Source organism: Lysinibacillus sp. fkY74-1 (assembly GCF_053165895.1).
In genome coordinates this window covers 1574483-1591527 of sequence record NZ_CP170173.1, presented here as the reverse complement: position 1 = coordinate 1591527, position 17045 = coordinate 1574483, and the positions used below count along the sequence as shown (strand labels likewise).

The 17045-nt window shown below is 40.0% G+C and carries 19 protein-coding genes; 2 read left to right on the top strand and 17 right to left on the bottom strand.

The window, feature by feature from the left end; translation table 11 throughout:
• Positions 1-18 precede the first annotated feature (18 nt).
• Positions 19-510, top strand: a complete 492-nt coding sequence (locus tag ACE1MS_RS07490) for a cytochrome b5 (RefSeq protein WP_016991924.1) — start codon at positions 19-21, stop codon at positions 508-510.
• On the top strand, positions 497-2158 hold the full coding sequence (locus tag ACE1MS_RS07485) for a b(o/a)3-type cytochrome-c oxidase subunit 1 (RefSeq protein ID WP_031419427.1): 1662 nt from the start codon (positions 497-499) through the stop codon (positions 2156-2158). Before ACE1MS_RS07490 ends, ACE1MS_RS07485 begins: the two co-directional genes overlap by 14 nt.
• 47 nt (positions 2159-2205) lie before the next feature.
• Here the strand turns inward: ACE1MS_RS07485 and ACE1MS_RS07480 are convergent, their stop codons facing one another.
• The 17 genes from ACE1MS_RS07480 to eutH form a co-directional block, all read right to left on the bottom strand.
• Positions 2206-3702 (bottom strand): carboxypeptidase M32, encoded by a 1497-nt coding sequence (locus ACE1MS_RS07480; protein ID WP_031419426.1) that lies wholly within the window; start codon positions 3700-3702, stop codon positions 2206-2208.
• Between the two features lie 73 nt (positions 3703-3775).
• On the bottom strand, positions 3776-4870 hold the full coding sequence (locus ACE1MS_RS07475; protein ID WP_143815516.1) for a helix-turn-helix transcriptional regulator: 1095 nt from the start codon (positions 4868-4870) through the stop codon (positions 3776-3778).
• A gap of 64 nt (positions 4871-4934) precedes the next feature.
• On the bottom strand, positions 4935-5120 hold the full coding sequence (locus ACE1MS_RS07470) for a hypothetical protein (RefSeq protein ID WP_447402802.1): 186 nt from the start codon (positions 5118-5120) through the stop codon (positions 4935-4937).
• A 296-nt stretch (positions 5121-5416) separates the two neighbouring features.
• Positions 5417-6364: a malate dehydrogenase gene (gene mdh / locus ACE1MS_RS07465; RefSeq protein WP_012293774.1), complete on the bottom strand. Its 948-nt coding sequence runs from the start codon at positions 6362-6364 to the stop codon at positions 5417-5419.
• A complete protein-coding gene (locus ACE1MS_RS07460; RefSeq protein WP_012293773.1) occupies positions 6364-6732 on the bottom strand; it encodes a BMC domain-containing protein in 369 nt (122 codons plus the stop codon). Before ACE1MS_RS07460 ends, mdh begins: the two co-directional genes overlap by 1 nt.
• On the bottom strand, positions 6725-7009 hold the full coding sequence (locus tag ACE1MS_RS07455; RefSeq protein WP_036215427.1) for a EutN/CcmL family microcompartment protein: 285 nt from the start codon (positions 7007-7009) through the stop codon (positions 6725-6727). The genes ACE1MS_RS07460 and ACE1MS_RS07455 overlap by 8 nt, the downstream gene beginning before the upstream one ends.
• Positions 7010-7045: 36 nt before the next feature.
• Positions 7046-7915 (bottom strand): phosphate propanoyltransferase, encoded by an 870-nt coding sequence (locus ACE1MS_RS07450; RefSeq protein ID WP_012293771.1) that lies wholly within the window; start codon positions 7913-7915, stop codon positions 7046-7048.
• A 12-nt stretch (positions 7916-7927) separates the two neighbouring features.
• On the bottom strand, positions 7928-8518 hold the full coding sequence (locus ACE1MS_RS07445; protein ID WP_031419421.1) for a phosphate propanoyltransferase: 591 nt from the start codon (positions 8516-8518) through the stop codon (positions 7928-7930).
• Positions 8519-8608: 90 nt separating this feature from the next.
• Positions 8609-8887 carry a BMC domain-containing protein gene (locus ACE1MS_RS07440; RefSeq protein ID WP_008176438.1) on the bottom strand — a complete coding sequence of 93 codons (279 nt, stop codon included), beginning with the start codon at positions 8885-8887 and terminating at the stop codon, positions 8609-8611.
• A 16-nt stretch (positions 8888-8903) separates the two neighbouring features.
• Positions 8904-10394: an aldehyde dehydrogenase family protein gene (locus tag ACE1MS_RS07435; protein WP_051800233.1), complete on the bottom strand. Its 1491-nt coding sequence runs from the start codon at positions 10392-10394 to the stop codon at positions 8904-8906.
• A 15-nt stretch (positions 10395-10409) separates the two neighbouring features.
• The gene (eutL, locus tag ACE1MS_RS07430) at positions 10410-11060 is read right to left on the bottom strand and encodes an ethanolamine utilization microcompartment protein EutL (RefSeq protein WP_012293768.1); all 651 of its coding nucleotides are present in this window, start codon (positions 11058-11060) and stop codon (positions 10410-10412) included.
• Between the two features lie 11 nt (positions 11061-11071).
• On the bottom strand, positions 11072-12085 hold the full coding sequence (gene eutC / locus ACE1MS_RS07425; protein ID WP_036215424.1) for an ethanolamine ammonia-lyase subunit EutC: 1014 nt from the start codon (positions 12083-12085) through the stop codon (positions 11072-11074).
• A 9-nt stretch (positions 12086-12094) separates the two neighbouring features.
• Positions 12095-13465 carry an ethanolamine ammonia-lyase subunit EutB gene (locus ACE1MS_RS07420; RefSeq protein WP_012293766.1) on the bottom strand — a complete coding sequence of 457 codons (1371 nt, stop codon included), beginning with the start codon at positions 13463-13465 and terminating at the stop codon, positions 12095-12097.
• A 5-nt stretch (positions 13466-13470) separates the two neighbouring features.
• Positions 13471-14895 carry an ethanolamine ammonia-lyase reactivating factor EutA gene (locus tag ACE1MS_RS07415; RefSeq protein ID WP_012293765.1) on the bottom strand — a complete coding sequence of 475 codons (1425 nt, stop codon included), beginning with the start codon at positions 14893-14895 and terminating at the stop codon, positions 13471-13473.
• A 17-nt stretch (positions 14896-14912) separates the two neighbouring features.
• Entirely contained in the window at positions 14913-15413 is a 501-nt protein-coding gene (locus ACE1MS_RS07410) for a EutP/PduV family microcompartment system protein (RefSeq protein ID WP_012293764.1), read from the bottom strand.
• A 10-nt stretch (positions 15414-15423) separates the two neighbouring features.
• Positions 15424-15765, bottom strand: coding sequence for an ethanolamine utilization microcompartment protein EutS (gene eutS, locus ACE1MS_RS07405; RefSeq protein WP_012293763.1), 342 nt, complete (start codon positions 15763-15765; stop codon positions 15424-15426).
• 26 nt (positions 15766-15791) lie between these two features.
• The gene (gene eutH / locus ACE1MS_RS07400) at positions 15792-17033 is read right to left on the bottom strand and encodes an ethanolamine utilization protein EutH (RefSeq protein ID WP_012293762.1); all 1242 of its coding nucleotides are present in this window, start codon (positions 17031-17033) and stop codon (positions 15792-15794) included.
• Positions 17034-17045 lie beyond the last annotated feature (12 nt).

The following is a 17045-nucleotide window of genomic DNA, read 5'->3' as shown; positions in this document are numbered from 1 at the left end:
AAGAAGGGACAGAAACATATGCACATACATAAGTATGAGAAGTATTGGCTTGTGTTCGGAGTTACTACTTTAGTCGCATTCCTCATTATTCTCGGTATCGGAGCATTTCATCAAGGCTCCCACCCGAATAATGGTAAAAAAACACTAGATTACGAGAAAGTGAAAGAGACAGCACCTTTCGATAATCCAGGAGTCCATAAGGTAGAGGGCAAAGATTGGGATTACGAGGTGGTTGTCATCGCTTCTGCATTCAATTATAATCCTCCACAAATTGAGGTTCCACTGGGTGCAAAGGTCAAATTCATCGCGACAAGCGAGGATGTCATGCACGGTTTTGAGGTTGCAGGTACGAATATTAACATGATGCTTGAGCCTGGTTATATTTCAGAATATGTAACAGAAGTCAACAAAGTAGGCGAGTTTTTAATCGTTTGTAATGAATATTGTGGTACAGGACATACGATGATGCACTCTATGCTAAAGGTGGTGGATTCAAATGAGTCACACTAATTCAATGACAAAAGTAGATCGTCGCGATGCAAAGCTAGCTATGGCGCATATATATGTAGCATTTATCGCATTGTTATTAGGTGGTCTTGCAGGTTTATTACAAGTATTTGTACGTTCTGGTCAATTTACATTACCAGCGGGCATTGGCTATTATCAAGTATTAACCGTACACGGAGTATTACTCGGTCTTATTTTAACTACTTTCTTTATTTACGGTTTCCAAATTGCTAGTGTAAGTCGTACATCAGGTACATTTACGAATGGTCAACGTAGACTTGGCTGGGTCGGCTTTTGGTTAATGACAATCGGTACAGCTGCTGCGGCAACGATGGTTTTATTAAATAAAGCAACTGTTCTTTATACGTTCTATGCACCACTAAAGGCACACTGGATTTTCTATCTAGGCCTTACATTAGTCGTAGTCGGTTCTTGGGTTGGCGGCGCAGGTCAAATTTTACGCTATGCTCAATGGCGTAAAGAAAATAAAGGTAGCGGTGAACGTAGCCCATTATTATCGTTTATGGTAGTTGTCAATAATTTAATGTGGTTCGTTGCAACACTTGGTGTAGCAGCATCAGTATTAATTCAACTATTACCATGGTCATTAGGTTTAATTGAACGTGTCGATGTTGCATTATCCCGTACCCTTTTCTGGTATTTCGGTCATGCACTTGTATACTTCTGGCTATTACCTGCTTATATGGTTTGGTATGTAATTATTCCAAAAGTAATTGGTGGAAAAATTTTCTCCGATTCTTTAGCAAGACTTTCGTTTATGCTATTCTTACTGTTCTCTATTCCTGTTGGAATTCACCATCAGTTAACAGAGCCTGGTATTGATGGTACATGGAAGTTCATTCAAGTTGTTTTAACATTTGCTGTAATCGTTCCTTCTCTAATGACAGCCTTCTCGATGTTTGCCATGTTCGAATTACGTGGTCGAGAATTAGGTGGAAAAGGACTGTTCGGATGGTTCAAAAAATTACCTTGGAAGGATTCTCGTTTCTTCGTTCCATTTATCGGTATGGTGGCATTCATTCCTGGTGGTGCTGGCGGTATTGTCAATGCCTCCTATCAAATGAACCAATTAATCCATAACACTATTTGGGTGACTGGGCATTTCCATTTAACGATTGCAACTGCTGTTGTTTTAACATACTTTGGTGCGGCCTTCTGGTTAATACCACATTTAACAGGACGGACTTTAACAAAGGCTTTAAATAATCTTAGTAATTTCGCTGGTATCTTATGGGCAGTCGGTATGACTATTATGTCTTCTGCTATGCATATTGCTGGTCTTATCGGTGCACCTCGTCGTTCAGATTACTCAGAATATGGTGGTGCTTCACAGGCATATGATTGGATTCCTTATCAAATTGCACAAGCTGTGGGCGGAACGATTCTCTTTATCGCCATCCTAATCATTATTTATATCGTCGTGAAATTAGCTTGGTTTGCTCCTAAGGGTGAAGAGGAGTTCCCTATTGGGGATGTACATGAGCTTAGTGGTCCAACACCCGCTATTTTAGAAAACTTTAAAGTATGGCTTGTCATTTTAGTAGCCTTAATCTTATTCGCTTACACCGTGCCAATTTTCGATATTATTTCGAATTCACCGGCTGGCTCCAAAGGCTATCAATTGTGGTAAACATAAAAAAAGAGATTTCTCATTTCCGAGAAATCTCTTTTTTCACGTTATAATTGATACAGTTTCGTATATTTTTCTTGTAAATAATCTGCAAGATACTTGGCATTTAAGCCTTCCCCTGTTGCTTCTTTTAGCAATTCAAATGGTTTTTTCAATGCTCCATATTGATGAACTTTCTCAGTTAACCACTCTCGAATTGGCAGTAGCTCTCCCTTTTCTAGTAAGTCATCAAAATGAGGGATATCCTTGTCCATCGCATGCTTCCATTGCGCTGCATAAATCATTCCTAATGCATAGGACGGGAAGTAACCAAACATACCACCTGACCAGTGCATGTCTTGTAATACTCCCATTGCATCTGTTTCAGGACGAATGCCTAAATATTCCTCATACTTATCATTCCATACTTGCGGAAGATCCTTCGCTTGTAAATCCCCGTTGAACAAGTCACGTTCAATTTCATAGCGAATCATGATATGTAGTGGATACGTTAGTTCATCTGCTTCAATACGAATGAAGGATGGTTCTACCATATTAATGGCACGTAAAAAATCACCTAATGCAACATCGCCAAATTGAGCTGGTGAGAAGTGTTGAAGTCGCTCATAGTTATGCTCCCAGAACTTTTCATTTCTGCCGACAAAGTTTTCATAAAATAATGATTGTGATTCATGAATACCCATCGATGTACCAGTAGCTAGCGGCAAGCCTGCAAGCTTTGCATCAATGTTTTGCTCATACATGGCATGACCGCATTCATGAATGGTACCAAAAATAGCTGAACGGAAATCATTTTCATCATATTTTGTTGTAATACGAGCATCTCCGTAATTTAAACCTATCATAAATGGATGCACACTTTCATCCAAACGGCCAGCATCAAAGTCGTAACCAAGTTGAGCTAGCATCTCTAGTGATAGTTCACGCTGAGCTTCACGTGGAAAATGCTTAAATAACATGCTTGTATCTGGTTTATTCGATGAATCAGCAATTTTTTGTACAAGCGTTACAATAGATTCTCGTAAATCACCAAATACTTGGTCTAATACATCTGTCGTCATGTCAGGTTCATATAAATCGAGCAATGTATTATATGGAGATCCATTTTTAATACCCCAATATTGAATGAATTTTTTTTGCCATTGAATGATTTCCTCTAAATATGGTAGGAATAGTTCAAAATTATTGCTTTCCTTTGCTTCTTCCCAAGCCGTTTCCGCCTTCGATTGTAGAATAACAAATTCTTTATACTCTTCAGCAGGAATTTTTTTATTTTGATCGTAATTCTTTCTTACTTCTTCTACTAAACGAAGTGTCACATAATCAAGATCTGATTTTTTTGCCTCTAATGCTAATAGAAGCTCACCTAATTCTTCACTCGTTTGCATATCAAATAAGGAGGCTGATAATGTACCTATTACCTCTGAACGTTGTGCTAATCCTTTTTTAGGTGCTCCCGTTCGCATATCCCAATAAATCACATTGAGTGCTTCCTCATAATGCTGCATCTTCTTAACATAGTCAGTAAATTGTTGAATAGTCATGCTTTCATCCTCCTTGTGCTATAAGTTTATCATATTTTCGAAAATTTTGTATATTGTGGACCATTTAGTAGTTTTACTCAGATTTTTCATTTTTCACTTTATCTATTATTTTTAAATACTGAGTATCTCCAAGCCCATATTGAGGAAAGAGGCGAAATAATTGTGTTAACAATTCCTGTGGGGACTGATCAACATGTTTCTTAATATAAGAAGAAATATCATTTTCTTCTTTTAAATAGTCAAAATATAATTGAATCCCCTGATACATTACTGGTAAAAGCGTTGCCTCCGGGATACGATGGCGGATCAAAACGTCTTGATAAATCTTTAAATAGTCTCCAAGCACAATTTCCATTTCATCCACATCATAGGTCGCTTCCTGTACCATATGGAAATAAACTTTGCCTTCGTATTTTTGCTGCTCCAGAAAAGCAAGTACAGTTAGCAAGTTCATTTGACAAAACATATCATCCCCAAACCATAAAACGATACATTGGTAGTTTTTGGTCCACAATAACTTCAAAGGATTTACTGTTATATGCTCATAGTCCTGTACTGTTACTTGGTGTCCAGCGGCACGAATTTTGTTAAATTCTTCGCCCAAAATCGGGCTTGCTGTTTGATTGCTACACATGGCTTCATTGAAAGGTACATAATCACTGTTCCCCATTAATTGCTGTTTCGAAAACTCCTCGTACATCATTTGACCATTTAAAACATTCAATATCGCTTGATCATATTGCGCATGTATTTTCTCTTGCAATGCTTCAATTTTTAATTTTGAAGAAATATCCATCGTAAACCATCCTCTTTCATCCTTTAAATTCTTTTTTACAAATGTTTGCAAAGGTTGTGGGGACTTTCGGAATTCATGAGGGCTTATACCAAAGGCCTTTTTAAAGGCTCTAGAAAAGGATTCCTGTGTTGAAAAACCATAATGTAAGGCAATATCGATTATTTTTTCTTCCGACTTTTTTAACGCTTCAGAGGCCAAATATATCTTTCGTAATGAAACATATTTTTTAATGGTGATTCCCGTTATTTGGTGGAATTTAAACGAACAATAATACGGGGAATAGCCCATATGCTTCCCTAAATGTTCTAATGAAAAGCCTTCTAAGAGATGATCTTCAATCCAATCAATCATCTCCTGTATGATGTTATTCATCCTCATCCCTCCTCCTTTGATTATAGTAGAGGTGATATGGTTTGTTATGATATAGGTTGTGTTATTATCGCATTAATGTTGGAATAATATGTTCTTTGATAAACAGCCCTCTATCTGGTGCATTGACCATAAAGAGTGATGAGATAGCAACTGCTGTGTTCAGCGTTGGAATACAACAAATCACATTGCCGCCATCGCCAACTGCAGCATAAGAAACTAAATCTTCCTCCTCTTCGTTGATACACCACAATTGATCTCACACCAGTCCTTCTCCCTTTTATCTATGGCTTATATCCGTTATACACTTTCCCTTTTGGGCAAAGTCAACTTCCTTTAGCTTATTTTTAGGAAATAAAAAAACTGTAGCAAACCATGCGCTTGCTACAGTTCGTCCTCTCTTACTCAAAGTGAGGTATATATTTAGGAGAATTTTCACTAGCTTTCGAGTAATGTTCGGTTTCCAATCAAACATTTGTAGGAGCTGCCATTCATTTTCAATTTAAAGAAAGATGGGGATTCTTTCTATTCATCGTAAGTAGAGTCTGATCACTCTATGTTTTGGCAAATGGCAATTACTTGTTTAACAGCCTCGGCAGAATGCTGAAGCGCTGCTTGTTCTTCATTTGTTAGGTGCAATTCGATGACAGATTCAATGCCATTGCCTCCTAAAATTGTTGGTACCCCTAGATACAGGTTTTGGTACCCATATTCACCTTCTAATAGGGCAATAGAAGGGACTATTTTCCGTTGATCTTTGATAATGATTTCAACCATTTGCGCGCATGCAGCAGCTGGTGCATAATACGCACTACCATTTCCTAATAAACCGACAATTTCACCGCCACCTTTGCGTGTACGTTCGACGATTTGCTGGAGTCTATCCTGGGGGATGAGTTTTTCTAGCGGAATACCTCCTGCATAGGAATAACGGATTAATGGTACCATTTCATCACCATGTCCACCTAGCACAAAGCCAGAGACATCTTCAGGTGCAATTTGTAGCTCCTGTGCAACAAACGTGTTGAAGCGAGCTGTATCTAACACACCAGACTGACCAATAATACGATTTTTAGCAAAGCCTGTTTCCTTGTGACAGACATACGTCATAGCATCAACCGGATTACTTAAAACTAAGACAATACTATTTGGAGCATAGTGTTTAATTTGTCTTGAAACCTGTTGAATAATCTTCGCATTCGTTGTCACTAAATCATCACGGCTCATGCCTGGCTTACGAGGGATTCCTGCTGTTATGACTACGATGTCTGCACCAGCAATATCCTCATAATTGCTTGTTCCTTTAATAGATACATTAAACTTTTCTATTGGGCCTGTTTGTAGTAAATCCAATGCCTTCCCTTTTGTTGGGTTCTCTGCTTCGGGAATATCGACAAGAACGACATCGCCTAGTTCCTTTTGTGCTAAAAATAAACTCAATGTAGAACCGGTATGACCTGCACCAATCACAGCGATTTTATTTTTACGAAATGCCATTATGCTTCACCTCGATTATCTGTCGCTGGTGTGGCTTCGGTTGTTTTTTTAGCACGTGTTGATGTAGATGTAGAAACCGGCTTTTTCTTCGGTGCCTCTGGTCCTTTAATCATTTGGAATACCTCTTCATCAGGTCTTGGAATTACGTGAGCGCCTAATAATTCTCCAACACGCATAGCAGCCGCTTTTCCGGCTTCTACTGCTGCTTGTACAGAACCTACGTCACCTTTCACGACCACTGTCACAATGCCACCATCTACGAATTCCTGCTTGACGATTGTAACATCAGATGCTTTAATCATCGCATCAGCCGCTTCATAAGAACCTACCAATCCTTTTGTTTCAATCATGCCAATTGCACTACTCATTGTCCTCACCTCTCATCACTTCAGTAGAATCAATAATACCAATGACAACTGCATCGATTGGTAACGGATTTTCTTTCATAATATAGCGTGATGAACCACCGCTTGTTATTAGGACATCATCACCAATCCCTGCGCCGATACGATCAGCTGCTATAATTTCAGTGCGAATCGGCTGTTGATTGGAGTCAATTGGTTGAATGATTAGTAGTTTTAAACCATTCAGCCCTTCCTCTTTGCGTGTTGCCCATACACTACCTATCACTCTTCCCATTTGCATGAACTTCACCCTCTTTATGCTACACAGATTAATTTGCTACTCAGAACAGATCGTTAAAGTTTTATTTAACTCTCGCAGCTTATCATAAGCTAACGCCGTTACAATGGTTTTCTTTGGCACGACAATTTCTTGCGCATCTATTTCTAACACTTCCAATTGTGAAAGTAGCTTTTTGTCATAATGATAGATAGCTGGTTTTTCTACCTTTGCTACGACTGGAGACTGCTCTTTCACTGGGATCGGTTGCTCATTCACTTGATGCTGAACGATTTCTGCTAATGTTCCTTGCTGAATTAAACCTGCATTGGCTTCATCTGTATCAATATGCATCTCTAAACGATAACGCTCTGATACACGGATCACCACATTCGATAAAATAATTGGGCGAATACCATCTACCCTGATTTGTACAGACTGTCCATCTACTACATTGAATTTCGCACTGTCTTCAGGGGACATATGAATGTGTGCTTGTGCAATAATGAGTCCTTCATTTAGCACGACACTCCCCTTTGGACCAATCAATGTAACAGGGCTAGAGCCTTGTATATCACCTGAAATTCTTAATGGTGGTTTTATCCCTAGTTTCATGGCATCTGTCCAACTGACTTCCACTTGAGACAATGAACGAGCTGGACCCAGTATACGTACACGCTCAATCGATCCTTTTGGACCAGCAATGACCACGGTTTCCTCCGCAGCAAATTGCCCAGGTTGTGAAAGCTCAAACTTTGGTGTAAGCTGATAATTCTCACCAAAGAGCTGTTCCACTTCTGCTTGTGCAAGGTGGACATGGCGGGCAGATACACCAATTGGAATTTTACCGTCATGTGGAGGGGAAGATTGATTTTTTAAAACTTGCTGCAGAACTTCTTCTACAATTTTTTGCACTAAATTTTCTTGCATCTTGCCTCCTCCTTACGATGTTACTTTTACTATTGTTCCTTGTGCTTGTTGTTCAATAAAACCAGCGTTTGCTTCATCCGTATCTATATGCATTTCCAAACTAAAATCATTGGAAACTCGTACCACTACACCGCGAAATGTAACTGGACGGTCACTGATTACTTCTACAGAAACCAATTCATTGTTTTGAACTTCTAATGCTTTCGCATCTTCCTCAGTCATATGAATGTGTGCTTGTGCAATAATGACCCCTTGCTCGATGGCCAATTCATGATCTTGGTTAATAATTTTAATGCCTGCTGAGTTGTCAATATCTCCTGACTGTCTCAGCGGAGGAGTTACCCCAAGTTTCATCGCATCTGTTCGACTGACTTCCACTTGAGTAGCTGCTCTTACTGGACCAAGTATTCGGACATTATGAATAATGCCTTTCGGTCCCTCAATGGAGACACGCTCCTTTGCAGCAAATTGTCCTGGCTGCGATAAGTCAAAATCCTTTGTTAACGTTGCATGTGGACCAAAAAGCGCTTGTAAATCCGCTTCACTTAGATGGATATGACGAGCCGAAATGGCCACTGGAAATGTTTTTGTCGCTGTTGTCACGTTAGCCACCTCTATATTAAATGGATTGTTGTTTCTTGATGACAAGATGAGAGCTGTCCTTTAGTTGGATCAGCTCTCATTGCTGATTTATTAAGCTTCTGCTTTTGGTAAAATCATTTCTAATTCATGGTGTGGACGTGGAATTACATGAACAGATAAAAGTTCTCCTACACGTTGTGCTGCTGCTGCGCCTGCATCTGTTGCTGCTTTTACGGCACCTACATCTCCACGAACAAGAACTGTTACGATACCGCCACCAACATGTACTTTACCTACTAAATTAACGCTTGCCGCTTTTACCATTGCATCTCCTGCTTCAATTGCTCCTACTAAACCTTTTGTTTCTACCATTCCTAATGCTGTACTCATTTGTCATTCCTCCAAATTATTTATTTTGTAATGTGATTTGTTTTAATACTTGATCAACGATTTGTTGAACCATTGTTGTGTCTAAAGAAGGCTCTTGTGATACAACCGACTCAACAACAGACTGCACTTCAAACTCTGGCTTTGGCACCTCTACATCTTTAATGCCATAAGCCATACGTTTAATGTTTAAAAGATGTCTTGCAGTAATGTTATCCGACGTGATATTGCCGCCAAATGTACCACAGCCTAATGTAAAGGATGGTGCTAATCCAGTTGTGCCACCTACTGCCCCAATTGAGGATAGTGTATTTACTACAATACGAGATACTGGTAATTCAACGGAGAATTGCTCTGCTAAAGCTGCATTTTCAGTATGAATCGAGCATGTATGTCCGCGTCCGCCAATATTTAAAAGGTCAATCATCACTTGCTTAGCTTCTGTACTGTTTTCGACAATATAGAGAGCAAAAATAGGTGATAACTTTTCCAGAGAAAACGGAATATTTTTACCAATCATCGTTTCCAAGCCAACAAGTACTTTGGTTTCATCTGGGACAGTGATGCCAACAGAATCTGCTAAGCAGGATGCTGATTTGCCAACGATTTGTGGATTCACCTTTCCAGGAACTGGTGAAATTAATTTCTCCATTTTAGCTTTTTCTTCAGCATTTAATAGATAAGCACCGTTTTTCTTTAATTCTGTTTGTACCTGCTCTGCAATGGCTTTATCTACAATAATAGCCTGCTCAGTAGCACAAATTGTCCCATTATCAAACGATTTACTGTGCACCAATTGACGTACAGACTTTTGAATATTTGCTGATTTTTCGATGTAGGCTGGGACATTTCCTGGTCCTACCCCATAAGCAGGCTTTCCTGAGCTATACGCCGCCTTCACTAATGCGCCGCCACCTGTTGCTAAAATCAAATGAATATCAGGATGCTTCATTAGCTGCTGTGTTGCCTCCATTGAAGACATTGTTAAACATTGCAGTAAACCTTCTGGTGCACCTGCTTGTTCTGCAGCTACTCGGCAAACGTCTAACGCCTCTTTTGTACACTTCACAGCATATGGGTGAGGACTTAGCACTAGGGCATTCCTTGTTTTTAAAGAAATTAATGTTTTAAAAATGGCGGTAGATGTTGGATTCGTCGTTGGCACAATTCCTGCAATGACCCCAAAAGGACTTGCAATTTCCGCCACTTTTTTCATTCGATCATAGCCTACGATACCGACCGTTTTTAATTCTTTAATATCTTCATAGACATCTCGTGAAGCAACTTCATTTTTCATTTTTTTATGATTAGGGATACCCATCCCTGTTTCTTGCACAGCCATTTTTGCTAAGCGATCAGCTTCCTTAAAGGCAGCATCCGCAACAGCTTTCACGATGCTGTCTACTTGTTGCTGTGAAAATTGCATATAGGCAGCTTGTGCTGTATTAGCATGTCTAACGGCATCTCTCATTTCTTGAATAGCTAATAAGTCTTTGTCTAATGTGGCCATAAAGCCGCCTCCTTTCTAAATCACTGGGTTTCTTGCTAAATTTTCGATGGCTTCTCTAAAAGCTTGTGCCGCAGCCTCGCAGGATGATTGGCTGCCACTTAATAAAGCGCCACCAAAATTGGTTTCCGAGGGAGGGCCAAAGAAAACCTTTAGCTCTACATCTGCTGCCTTTAATGCTGCGTCTAAACCAACAACAGCCTCCAATGGCGGTGCGATTAAATACGCAAGGGGTGTGCCCACCTTTACATCTGCCAGCTCAGCAAGATACGTCCCACAGCTTGCCACGGTATGGGCAAATAAGGCATGGTTGTCATTGTTATTAATAGCTTCAAAGTACGTGTCAAACTCTATTTTTTGCTGAATGGCATCTAGAGCACTACGGATTTCATCAGGCGAGGTCCCAGCAATAATGCCAATGACCTCCCCTGACAAGGGACCAGATGCATGTGCCGCCCCCGCATAGAAACTTTTCGCATAGACAACTTCAACATCTGCCTTCTTTGTTGCTTCATCTAGTGCAACATATCCTACATCATCAATTGTGAGGGTCACGAGCCCAATACTATGATGATGCGGCTTCAAATCTAGCTGCTCTGCTAATTCACTGTTGACTCTAGGAATAGTTTGCATCGCTAAAATTTGGGCCATTATTTTTTGAGGATTCATATTACAGCCTCCTAACCTTCTTTTGCGACAAGCTCTACCCCACTTGCCTGATAATGCAAGATTTTTTGTACGATGGTTCCAAGGTACGCACCCGCCTCTAATGGAGGGATGCCGCCTTTATGGATATTAGATATGACCATGCGCTCTGCTTCTACTGTGCCGATTCTAGGTTTATAGCATAAATAAGCACTCATCGATTCAGCCGATACTAGTCCAGGTCGCTCACCAATTAAATAAACAATAACCTCTGCCTGTAACAACTCCCCGATTTCATCCATGAGAGCCACTCGGCCTTTATCAATATAGAAGGTTGTGCCTAAATCAATATTTAAATTGCTAAGACTTTGCTGAAGCGCTAAATAAACATCTTGTACATTTTCCTCAATCGCACTCGCACTTAAGCCATTGGAAATAATGACCTGTACTTTCGGCTGTTGCTTGCACTTTTGTTGAATTAATGACTTGGCTTCATCTGATAAACGACGACCTAAGTCCGGTCTTGTAATGTATTCCTCTTTATCTGTTACTTTCGTTGTCACTTGAAAGACATCAAGTTTTTGTAAAAGGTCTTCTGTCACTTCACCATACACAGCGTCCACTGCAGCCGCATGATCGAGACGGAACTTTAACCATGTTTTTGTTTTTGGTCTTGTTCCCGCTCTACCTACGCCAATCCGAGCTGGTGTATGTTTTTTAGCCGCCTGTATACTTTCTGTTAATGTGTCAGCCTCAAACTGAAAAGGCTTAATCGGGACAGCTACATTTAACGGTTGTTCAAAAGCTACAGGAGCTATATGTGCCTGCTGAGGCGTTCCGTGCTGATACAGTTGAATTAATGGTTCACTTTTTGTAGACGTAGACATAGGTTCTGCTATTTCTGTAGCTCCACTAGTAGCTGTTGTATCATAGAACTTAATAAGCGGCTCTGTTGGTGTTGTGGTTACCTCAGAAGCTTGCCCCTCCGTAGTTTTCTCCATCTTTTCCATGACAAGTTGTGTAATCATAGAGACTAATTGATCATTCACTCGACTCACCTACCTTTCAAAAATGGATAAATCGCCAGCCCTAGCTGAAAGTCGACCATTTTCATAAATGCCCATTTTCTCAAGCCACGCTAAATATTCTGGTGCTGGTTTTTTTCCAAATGTTTGTAGTAATGTAGCTACATCATGGAAGCTCATTGATTGATAATTGAGCATGACATCATCACCCATTGGCGCCGCAATAATAAAATTAACGCCAGCCGCTGTCAGTAACACACTTAAATCTTCCACATCATTTTGATCTGCCTTAATATGGTTGGTATAACAAATATCTACCCCCATAGGGATACCATGCATTTTGCCCATGAAGTGATCCTCAAGACCTGCACGTATTACTTGTTTATTGTTATATAAATACTCAGGGCCGATAAAACCAACTACCGTGTTCACGATATAAGGATTGAAATGTCTAGCAAATCCATAATTGCGAGATTCAAGTGTTACTTGGTCGATGCCCATATGAGCTTCTGCTGATAGTTCCGAGCCTTGCCCTGTTTCAAAGTAGAATAGGTTCGGACCCGTACCCGTCCCCTGCTTTTTAATGAGCTCTTCTGCTTCTCGTATTAAATCTGCTGAAATCCCAAATGAACGGTTGGCAATTTCAGTGCCAGCAATACTTTGGAAAATCATATCAGCGGGTGCGCCCTGTTTAATGGCCTTCATCTGTGTCGTAATATGGGCTAATACACAATTCTGCGTAGGAATTGACCAATCATTAATAAATTCTTTTGTGGCAGTTAATACCTTTTTGACACTTTCAACTGAATCATCCACAGGATTAATGCCAATGACAGCATCACCAATACCATAGGACAAACCTTCCTTTAGGGAAGCAATAATACCGTCTATATTGTCTGTGGGATGATTTGGCTGTAGTCGTGAAGACAGCGTACCTTTTTGACCGATAGTAATATTACATGTGGATAAAATCTCTACTTTATTGGCTGCATGAACCAAATCTAGATTTGACATTAGCTTCGTGACTGCCGCAATCACTTCAGAATTCATCCCTTTGCTTAAACGCTTTAGCTCGCGATCACCAGTATCATTCGACAAAATGTACTCGCGTAGCTGCTCAATGCTCCAGTTTTTGATTTCTCCATATATTTGCTCATTAATGTCGCCCTCAATAATGCGTGAAACCTCATCATTTTCTTGCGGCACTAATGGATTTTCTCGAATATCTTTGACTAGAAGCTCACTTAGTACAGCCTTTGCTGCTATACGCTGTTGAACGGTTTCAGCTGCAATTCCCGCTAGCTGATCACCTGATTTTTCTTCATTGGCCTTAGCCATGACATCTTTTAATGATTTAAAGTTATATTTCTCTCCACCAAATATCACCGATAAATTCACATTCATCCTCCTTACTTTGAGTGGAAGGCAAGAGTTTTCACAACAACTGGAACAACGCCTGATGGCAGAACCTCTCCAATGTCGATGTAATCCCCCGTCTCCACTTTAATTTGATCGATGCAAATAATTGGGACTGCCGGATTGATTGCTTGTATGGTTTGTCCAATAATCTTTGCATAATCTGATTGAATGACTATGATAATTGGTATGTCCTTGGAGCATCTAGTTGCCAAGTGTCGCAATACAGCCTCACACAATGCATGTACATCCTGAAAGCTTAAATACGGCAATTCACTAAAATAGAGTGCAAATGGTGCACGATTTTCCTGTATCGCAAATAAATCATCTGCTCGCTGCACCGCTGTTTTCACCGTACTATTAAAGTCGATTGCTGTTGCATCCATATGGCAGTTAAAAACAGGAACATTTTTAAGCGGTAACACCTCGGCATCCACCTGGATGGTTGCCCCACTAATTTCAGTAGTTTGTGTCCCTGCCCCAGTGACTGTCGCACGAGCAGTTTCTTTAGGCTGTAGCCATAAAAATGATTGCAGTTGCTCGTGCTGTACTAGCATTTTCGCTAATCGCTCACCAATATCATCATATTGACGAAGTGTACATTCATTTTCATAAATACAGGAGGCTACCCCTCCAGAAAAGACGATGGCATCTACTGGTTTATGCCAGTTTGGCAAGTGCCCAAGTAATAATGGATGCCTGTCATCCGTAAATTGCCCCTGCAAGATTAAAGCAAGTGTGGCGACCATTTCTTCTATACATAGCGTTACTCGAGGATCTTCTGCCGCATCACCTACGGATAATGGATTAGTCCATTTTTTCATTAGTTCCATGAGTGGCGGAGAAATTGATTGAATCCTCCCATTGTTAAATTCAATCAATCTACCACCAACATGTAAGGTACATGTACCAATGACCTCTCCAAATTGCATAACAGCAATATTGGCAGTTCCTCCACCAATATCAATATTGGCGATCACTTTAGAAGAATTTTTAGATTGCTGTAATGTACCTGACCCTTTAGCCGCAATAATGCCCTCTAAATCAGGACCCGCAGTAGCAACTAAAAAATGACCAGCGCCGTCTGCAATGGTATGGACAACCTCTCTTGCATTTTCCTTCGTGGCAGATTCACCAGTAATAATAATGGCGCCTGTTGAAATATCAGTTGGTGCGATTTGAGCCAATTGATACTGCTGAAAAATGAATTCTTCAATTTTTTTCATATCGATGATGTCTTTATTGATAAAAGGTGTCTTGATGATGGGACTTTGATGTAACACCGTCTTCTCAATAATTTCAATCCTTGGCACATGGGTTACGCCAGCCACATTCTTTAACAAAAAGCTACTAACTACCATTTTTGTCGTGCTTGTCCCAATATCAATACCAGCACTATAAATTTTTTCAGTCTTCACCCTACACCACCCTCTCGCTACTGTGAGCAATACATGAGATATGGACTATCGCAATCCTTCACGAATTGTTGAATTTCTTCGTTTGTATGAAGCTGAATAAGTGGAGCAATCCATTCAACGCCAAGCTTTTTCCACGAAGAAGTTTTCACGATAGGGCCCTGTGTCATCACATTTTTTAATAAACCTGTAGCTCTTTCAACATCTGCATCAGGTGCATCAATTTTTGTAATGACACCGATTTGTATTTTCGGAATCCCTAGACTAAATTGCGGAGGAAACACACTTCTTGAAGATGTGGCATCCTGCAAATAAATGACATGTGTTACTTCCAACGAAGTGGCCATAATGTTTCTGTAATACATGGGATTTTCAATATATTCACCAGGTGTATCGACAATCCAGTCTTCATAAACGAGTGCTTGTGTTTTATTAGCACTGCTTTCTCTGCCCAACAAAGTATTCATCAATGTTGACTTTCCTGCTTGCACACCGCCTATTATCATTACTCGATTTTTCATACGACACATCCTATGATTTTGTTATTCTTGATGGTGTATAGCCTAGTACTTCGGATAAAAAACGATTAATTTCTAACATCGCCATTTCCACCTCTGATACACTACCGACAATAACAAGACTGCCTGTAAAACGGTCTAAAAATCCTAATTTTACATTCGCAGCCTTGGTCGCTAAATCCCCTGCGATGATGACCGTTTCACTTGGAGTACACGTCATAATACCTAGCGCACCCGATTCTTGAATACCCAGCTTTTGAAACATCTCTGGGTCAGGGTTCGCAATAAGGTGACTCAATGTTAGCTGTTTACCCGGCACAAACTCCTGAATAAATCGTTTCTTTTCTTCACTCACACATCATCACCTCACTTTTTAATCCATTAAGATTTTTGATCTAAATATTCGCCTTCTTTTATAATGCCAGCCTTGCGGTCTTCTATTTCTAGCCTTAATGCCGTCGGTACAGAAAGCTTATACGCTAAAATAATCGCAATCACACCCGCTAAAAACTTACCAGCAATAACAGGTAAAATAATAGTTGGCTGGAAATTAGCTGTGAATGATAAGTGATCGCCTAATAAAAATGCTGAACAAACACCAAATGCAATATTAATCACTTTATCTTTTGGTGGCATATGACGAACAAGCGTGAACATCGCCAAGATATTAGCAATTGTTGCTAAAATTCCCGCACTACCAACAGATGATAGTCCTAATTTTTTACCAGCCGCTTCAAGTGGTTTCGAAGCATATTTTCGAATTAAATAAACCATTGGGAATGCACCAGCTAGCATAATACCTATATAACCAGCCGTTTCTAATGCTCGGAATTGATCGATCTCATCAGCCATAATCGGATCGAAGCCCCATGCACCAAATATTTTTGTAAAAATACCTGTAAAAATTTCAACAATCGAGAACACCAATACCAATTTGATTCCTGCATCCATCACACGGCCGAATAGCATGAAGCCTGCAATCATGCCGTTTGGAATAAGCTTTAAGCCTAACGCAATTAACACAACAAAGATGAACAAAGGCAGTAAATTGATTAAAATTTGTAAAACAGAAATGGCAAATACATATGTAGGCGCCTCTGTTGTACTAATCACTTCACGCACTTCTGTGTTAAATAGTACAATCATAATCGATGAAATAAATGCACCAATCGGAATTGTTAATACGCCAGCCATAATACCAAGCGCCATATATTTATGGTCACGTTTATCTAACATCGCAAGACCCATTGGAATCGAGAATACAATAGTAGCACCTGACATAAATCCAACGACTAGAGCCATTACCCATCCCTCATAAGACTCTTTTAACGCATTGGCTAATTGGTAGCCACCCATGTCCGAAGCTAAAATAGTGGTCGCTGCAATCGCAGGATCTGCACCAATTAACTCAAAAATCGGACTAATAAAATGACTAATAAACCATGTTAAGTAAGGTATAGCTGCCATGATCCCTGCTGCTGGGACGAAAATATGACCAACTGTATGGATACCATTCATAAATTCTTTACCAATTCCATACTCAGCATCTCGAATTGCTCCGATTGCCCCTAAAACAGCACAAATCATAATAATATAAACGATAATCGTTCCTATCATTGCCATCTTACTCATCAC

Bases quoted from the DNA above. Each gene is read 5' to 3' on its own strand.
- ACE1MS_RS07485 (WP_031419427.1), top strand. From the start codon at position 497: ATGAGTCACACTAATTCAATGACAAAAGTAGATCGTCGCGATGCAAAG.
- ACE1MS_RS07480 (WP_031419426.1), bottom strand. From the start codon at position 3,702: ATGACTATTCAACAATTTACTGACTATGTTAAGAAGATGCAGCATTAT.
- eutH (WP_012293762.1), bottom strand. From the start codon at position 17,033: ATGGCAATGATAGGAACGATTATCGTTTATATTATTATGATTTGTGCT.
- ACE1MS_RS07490 (WP_016991924.1), top strand. From the start codon at position 19: ATGCACATACATAAGTATGAGAAGTATTGGCTTGTGTTCGGAGTTACT.
- ACE1MS_RS07440 (WP_008176438.1), bottom strand. From the start codon at position 8,887: ATGAGTACAGCATTAGGAATGGTAGAAACAAAAGGTTTAGTAGGAGCA.
- ACE1MS_RS07410 (WP_012293764.1), bottom strand. From the start codon at position 15,413: ATGAAAAATCGAGTAATGATAATAGGCGGTGTGCAAGCAGGAAAGTCA.
- ACE1MS_RS07460 (WP_012293773.1), bottom strand. From the start codon at position 6,732: ATGAGTAGTGCAATTGGCATGATTGAAACAAAAGGATTGGTAGGTTCT.
- ACE1MS_RS07450 (WP_012293771.1), bottom strand. From the start codon at position 7,915: ATGCAAGAAAATTTAGTGCAAAAAATTGTAGAAGAAGTTCTGCAGCAA.
- ACE1MS_RS07475 (WP_143815516.1), bottom strand. From the start codon at position 4,870: ATGAATAACATCATACAGGAGATGATTGATTGGATTGAAGATCATCTC.
- ACE1MS_RS07435 (WP_051800233.1), bottom strand. From the start codon at position 10,394: ATGGCCACATTAGACAAAGACTTATTAGCTATTCAAGAAATGAGAGAT.
- ACE1MS_RS07455 (WP_036215427.1), bottom strand. From the start codon at position 7,009: ATGCAAATGGGAAGAGTGATAGGTAGTGTATGGGCAACACGCAAAGAG.
- eutL (WP_012293768.1), bottom strand. From the start codon at position 11,060: ATGAATCCTCAAAAAATAATGGCCCAAATTTTAGCGATGCAAACTATT.
- mdh (WP_012293774.1), bottom strand. From the start codon at position 6,364: ATGGCATTTCGTAAAAATAAAATCGCTGTGATTGGTGCAGGTCATACC.
- ACE1MS_RS07420 (WP_012293766.1), bottom strand. From the start codon at position 13,465: ATGAATGTGAATTTATCGGTGATATTTGGTGGAGAGAAATATAACTTT.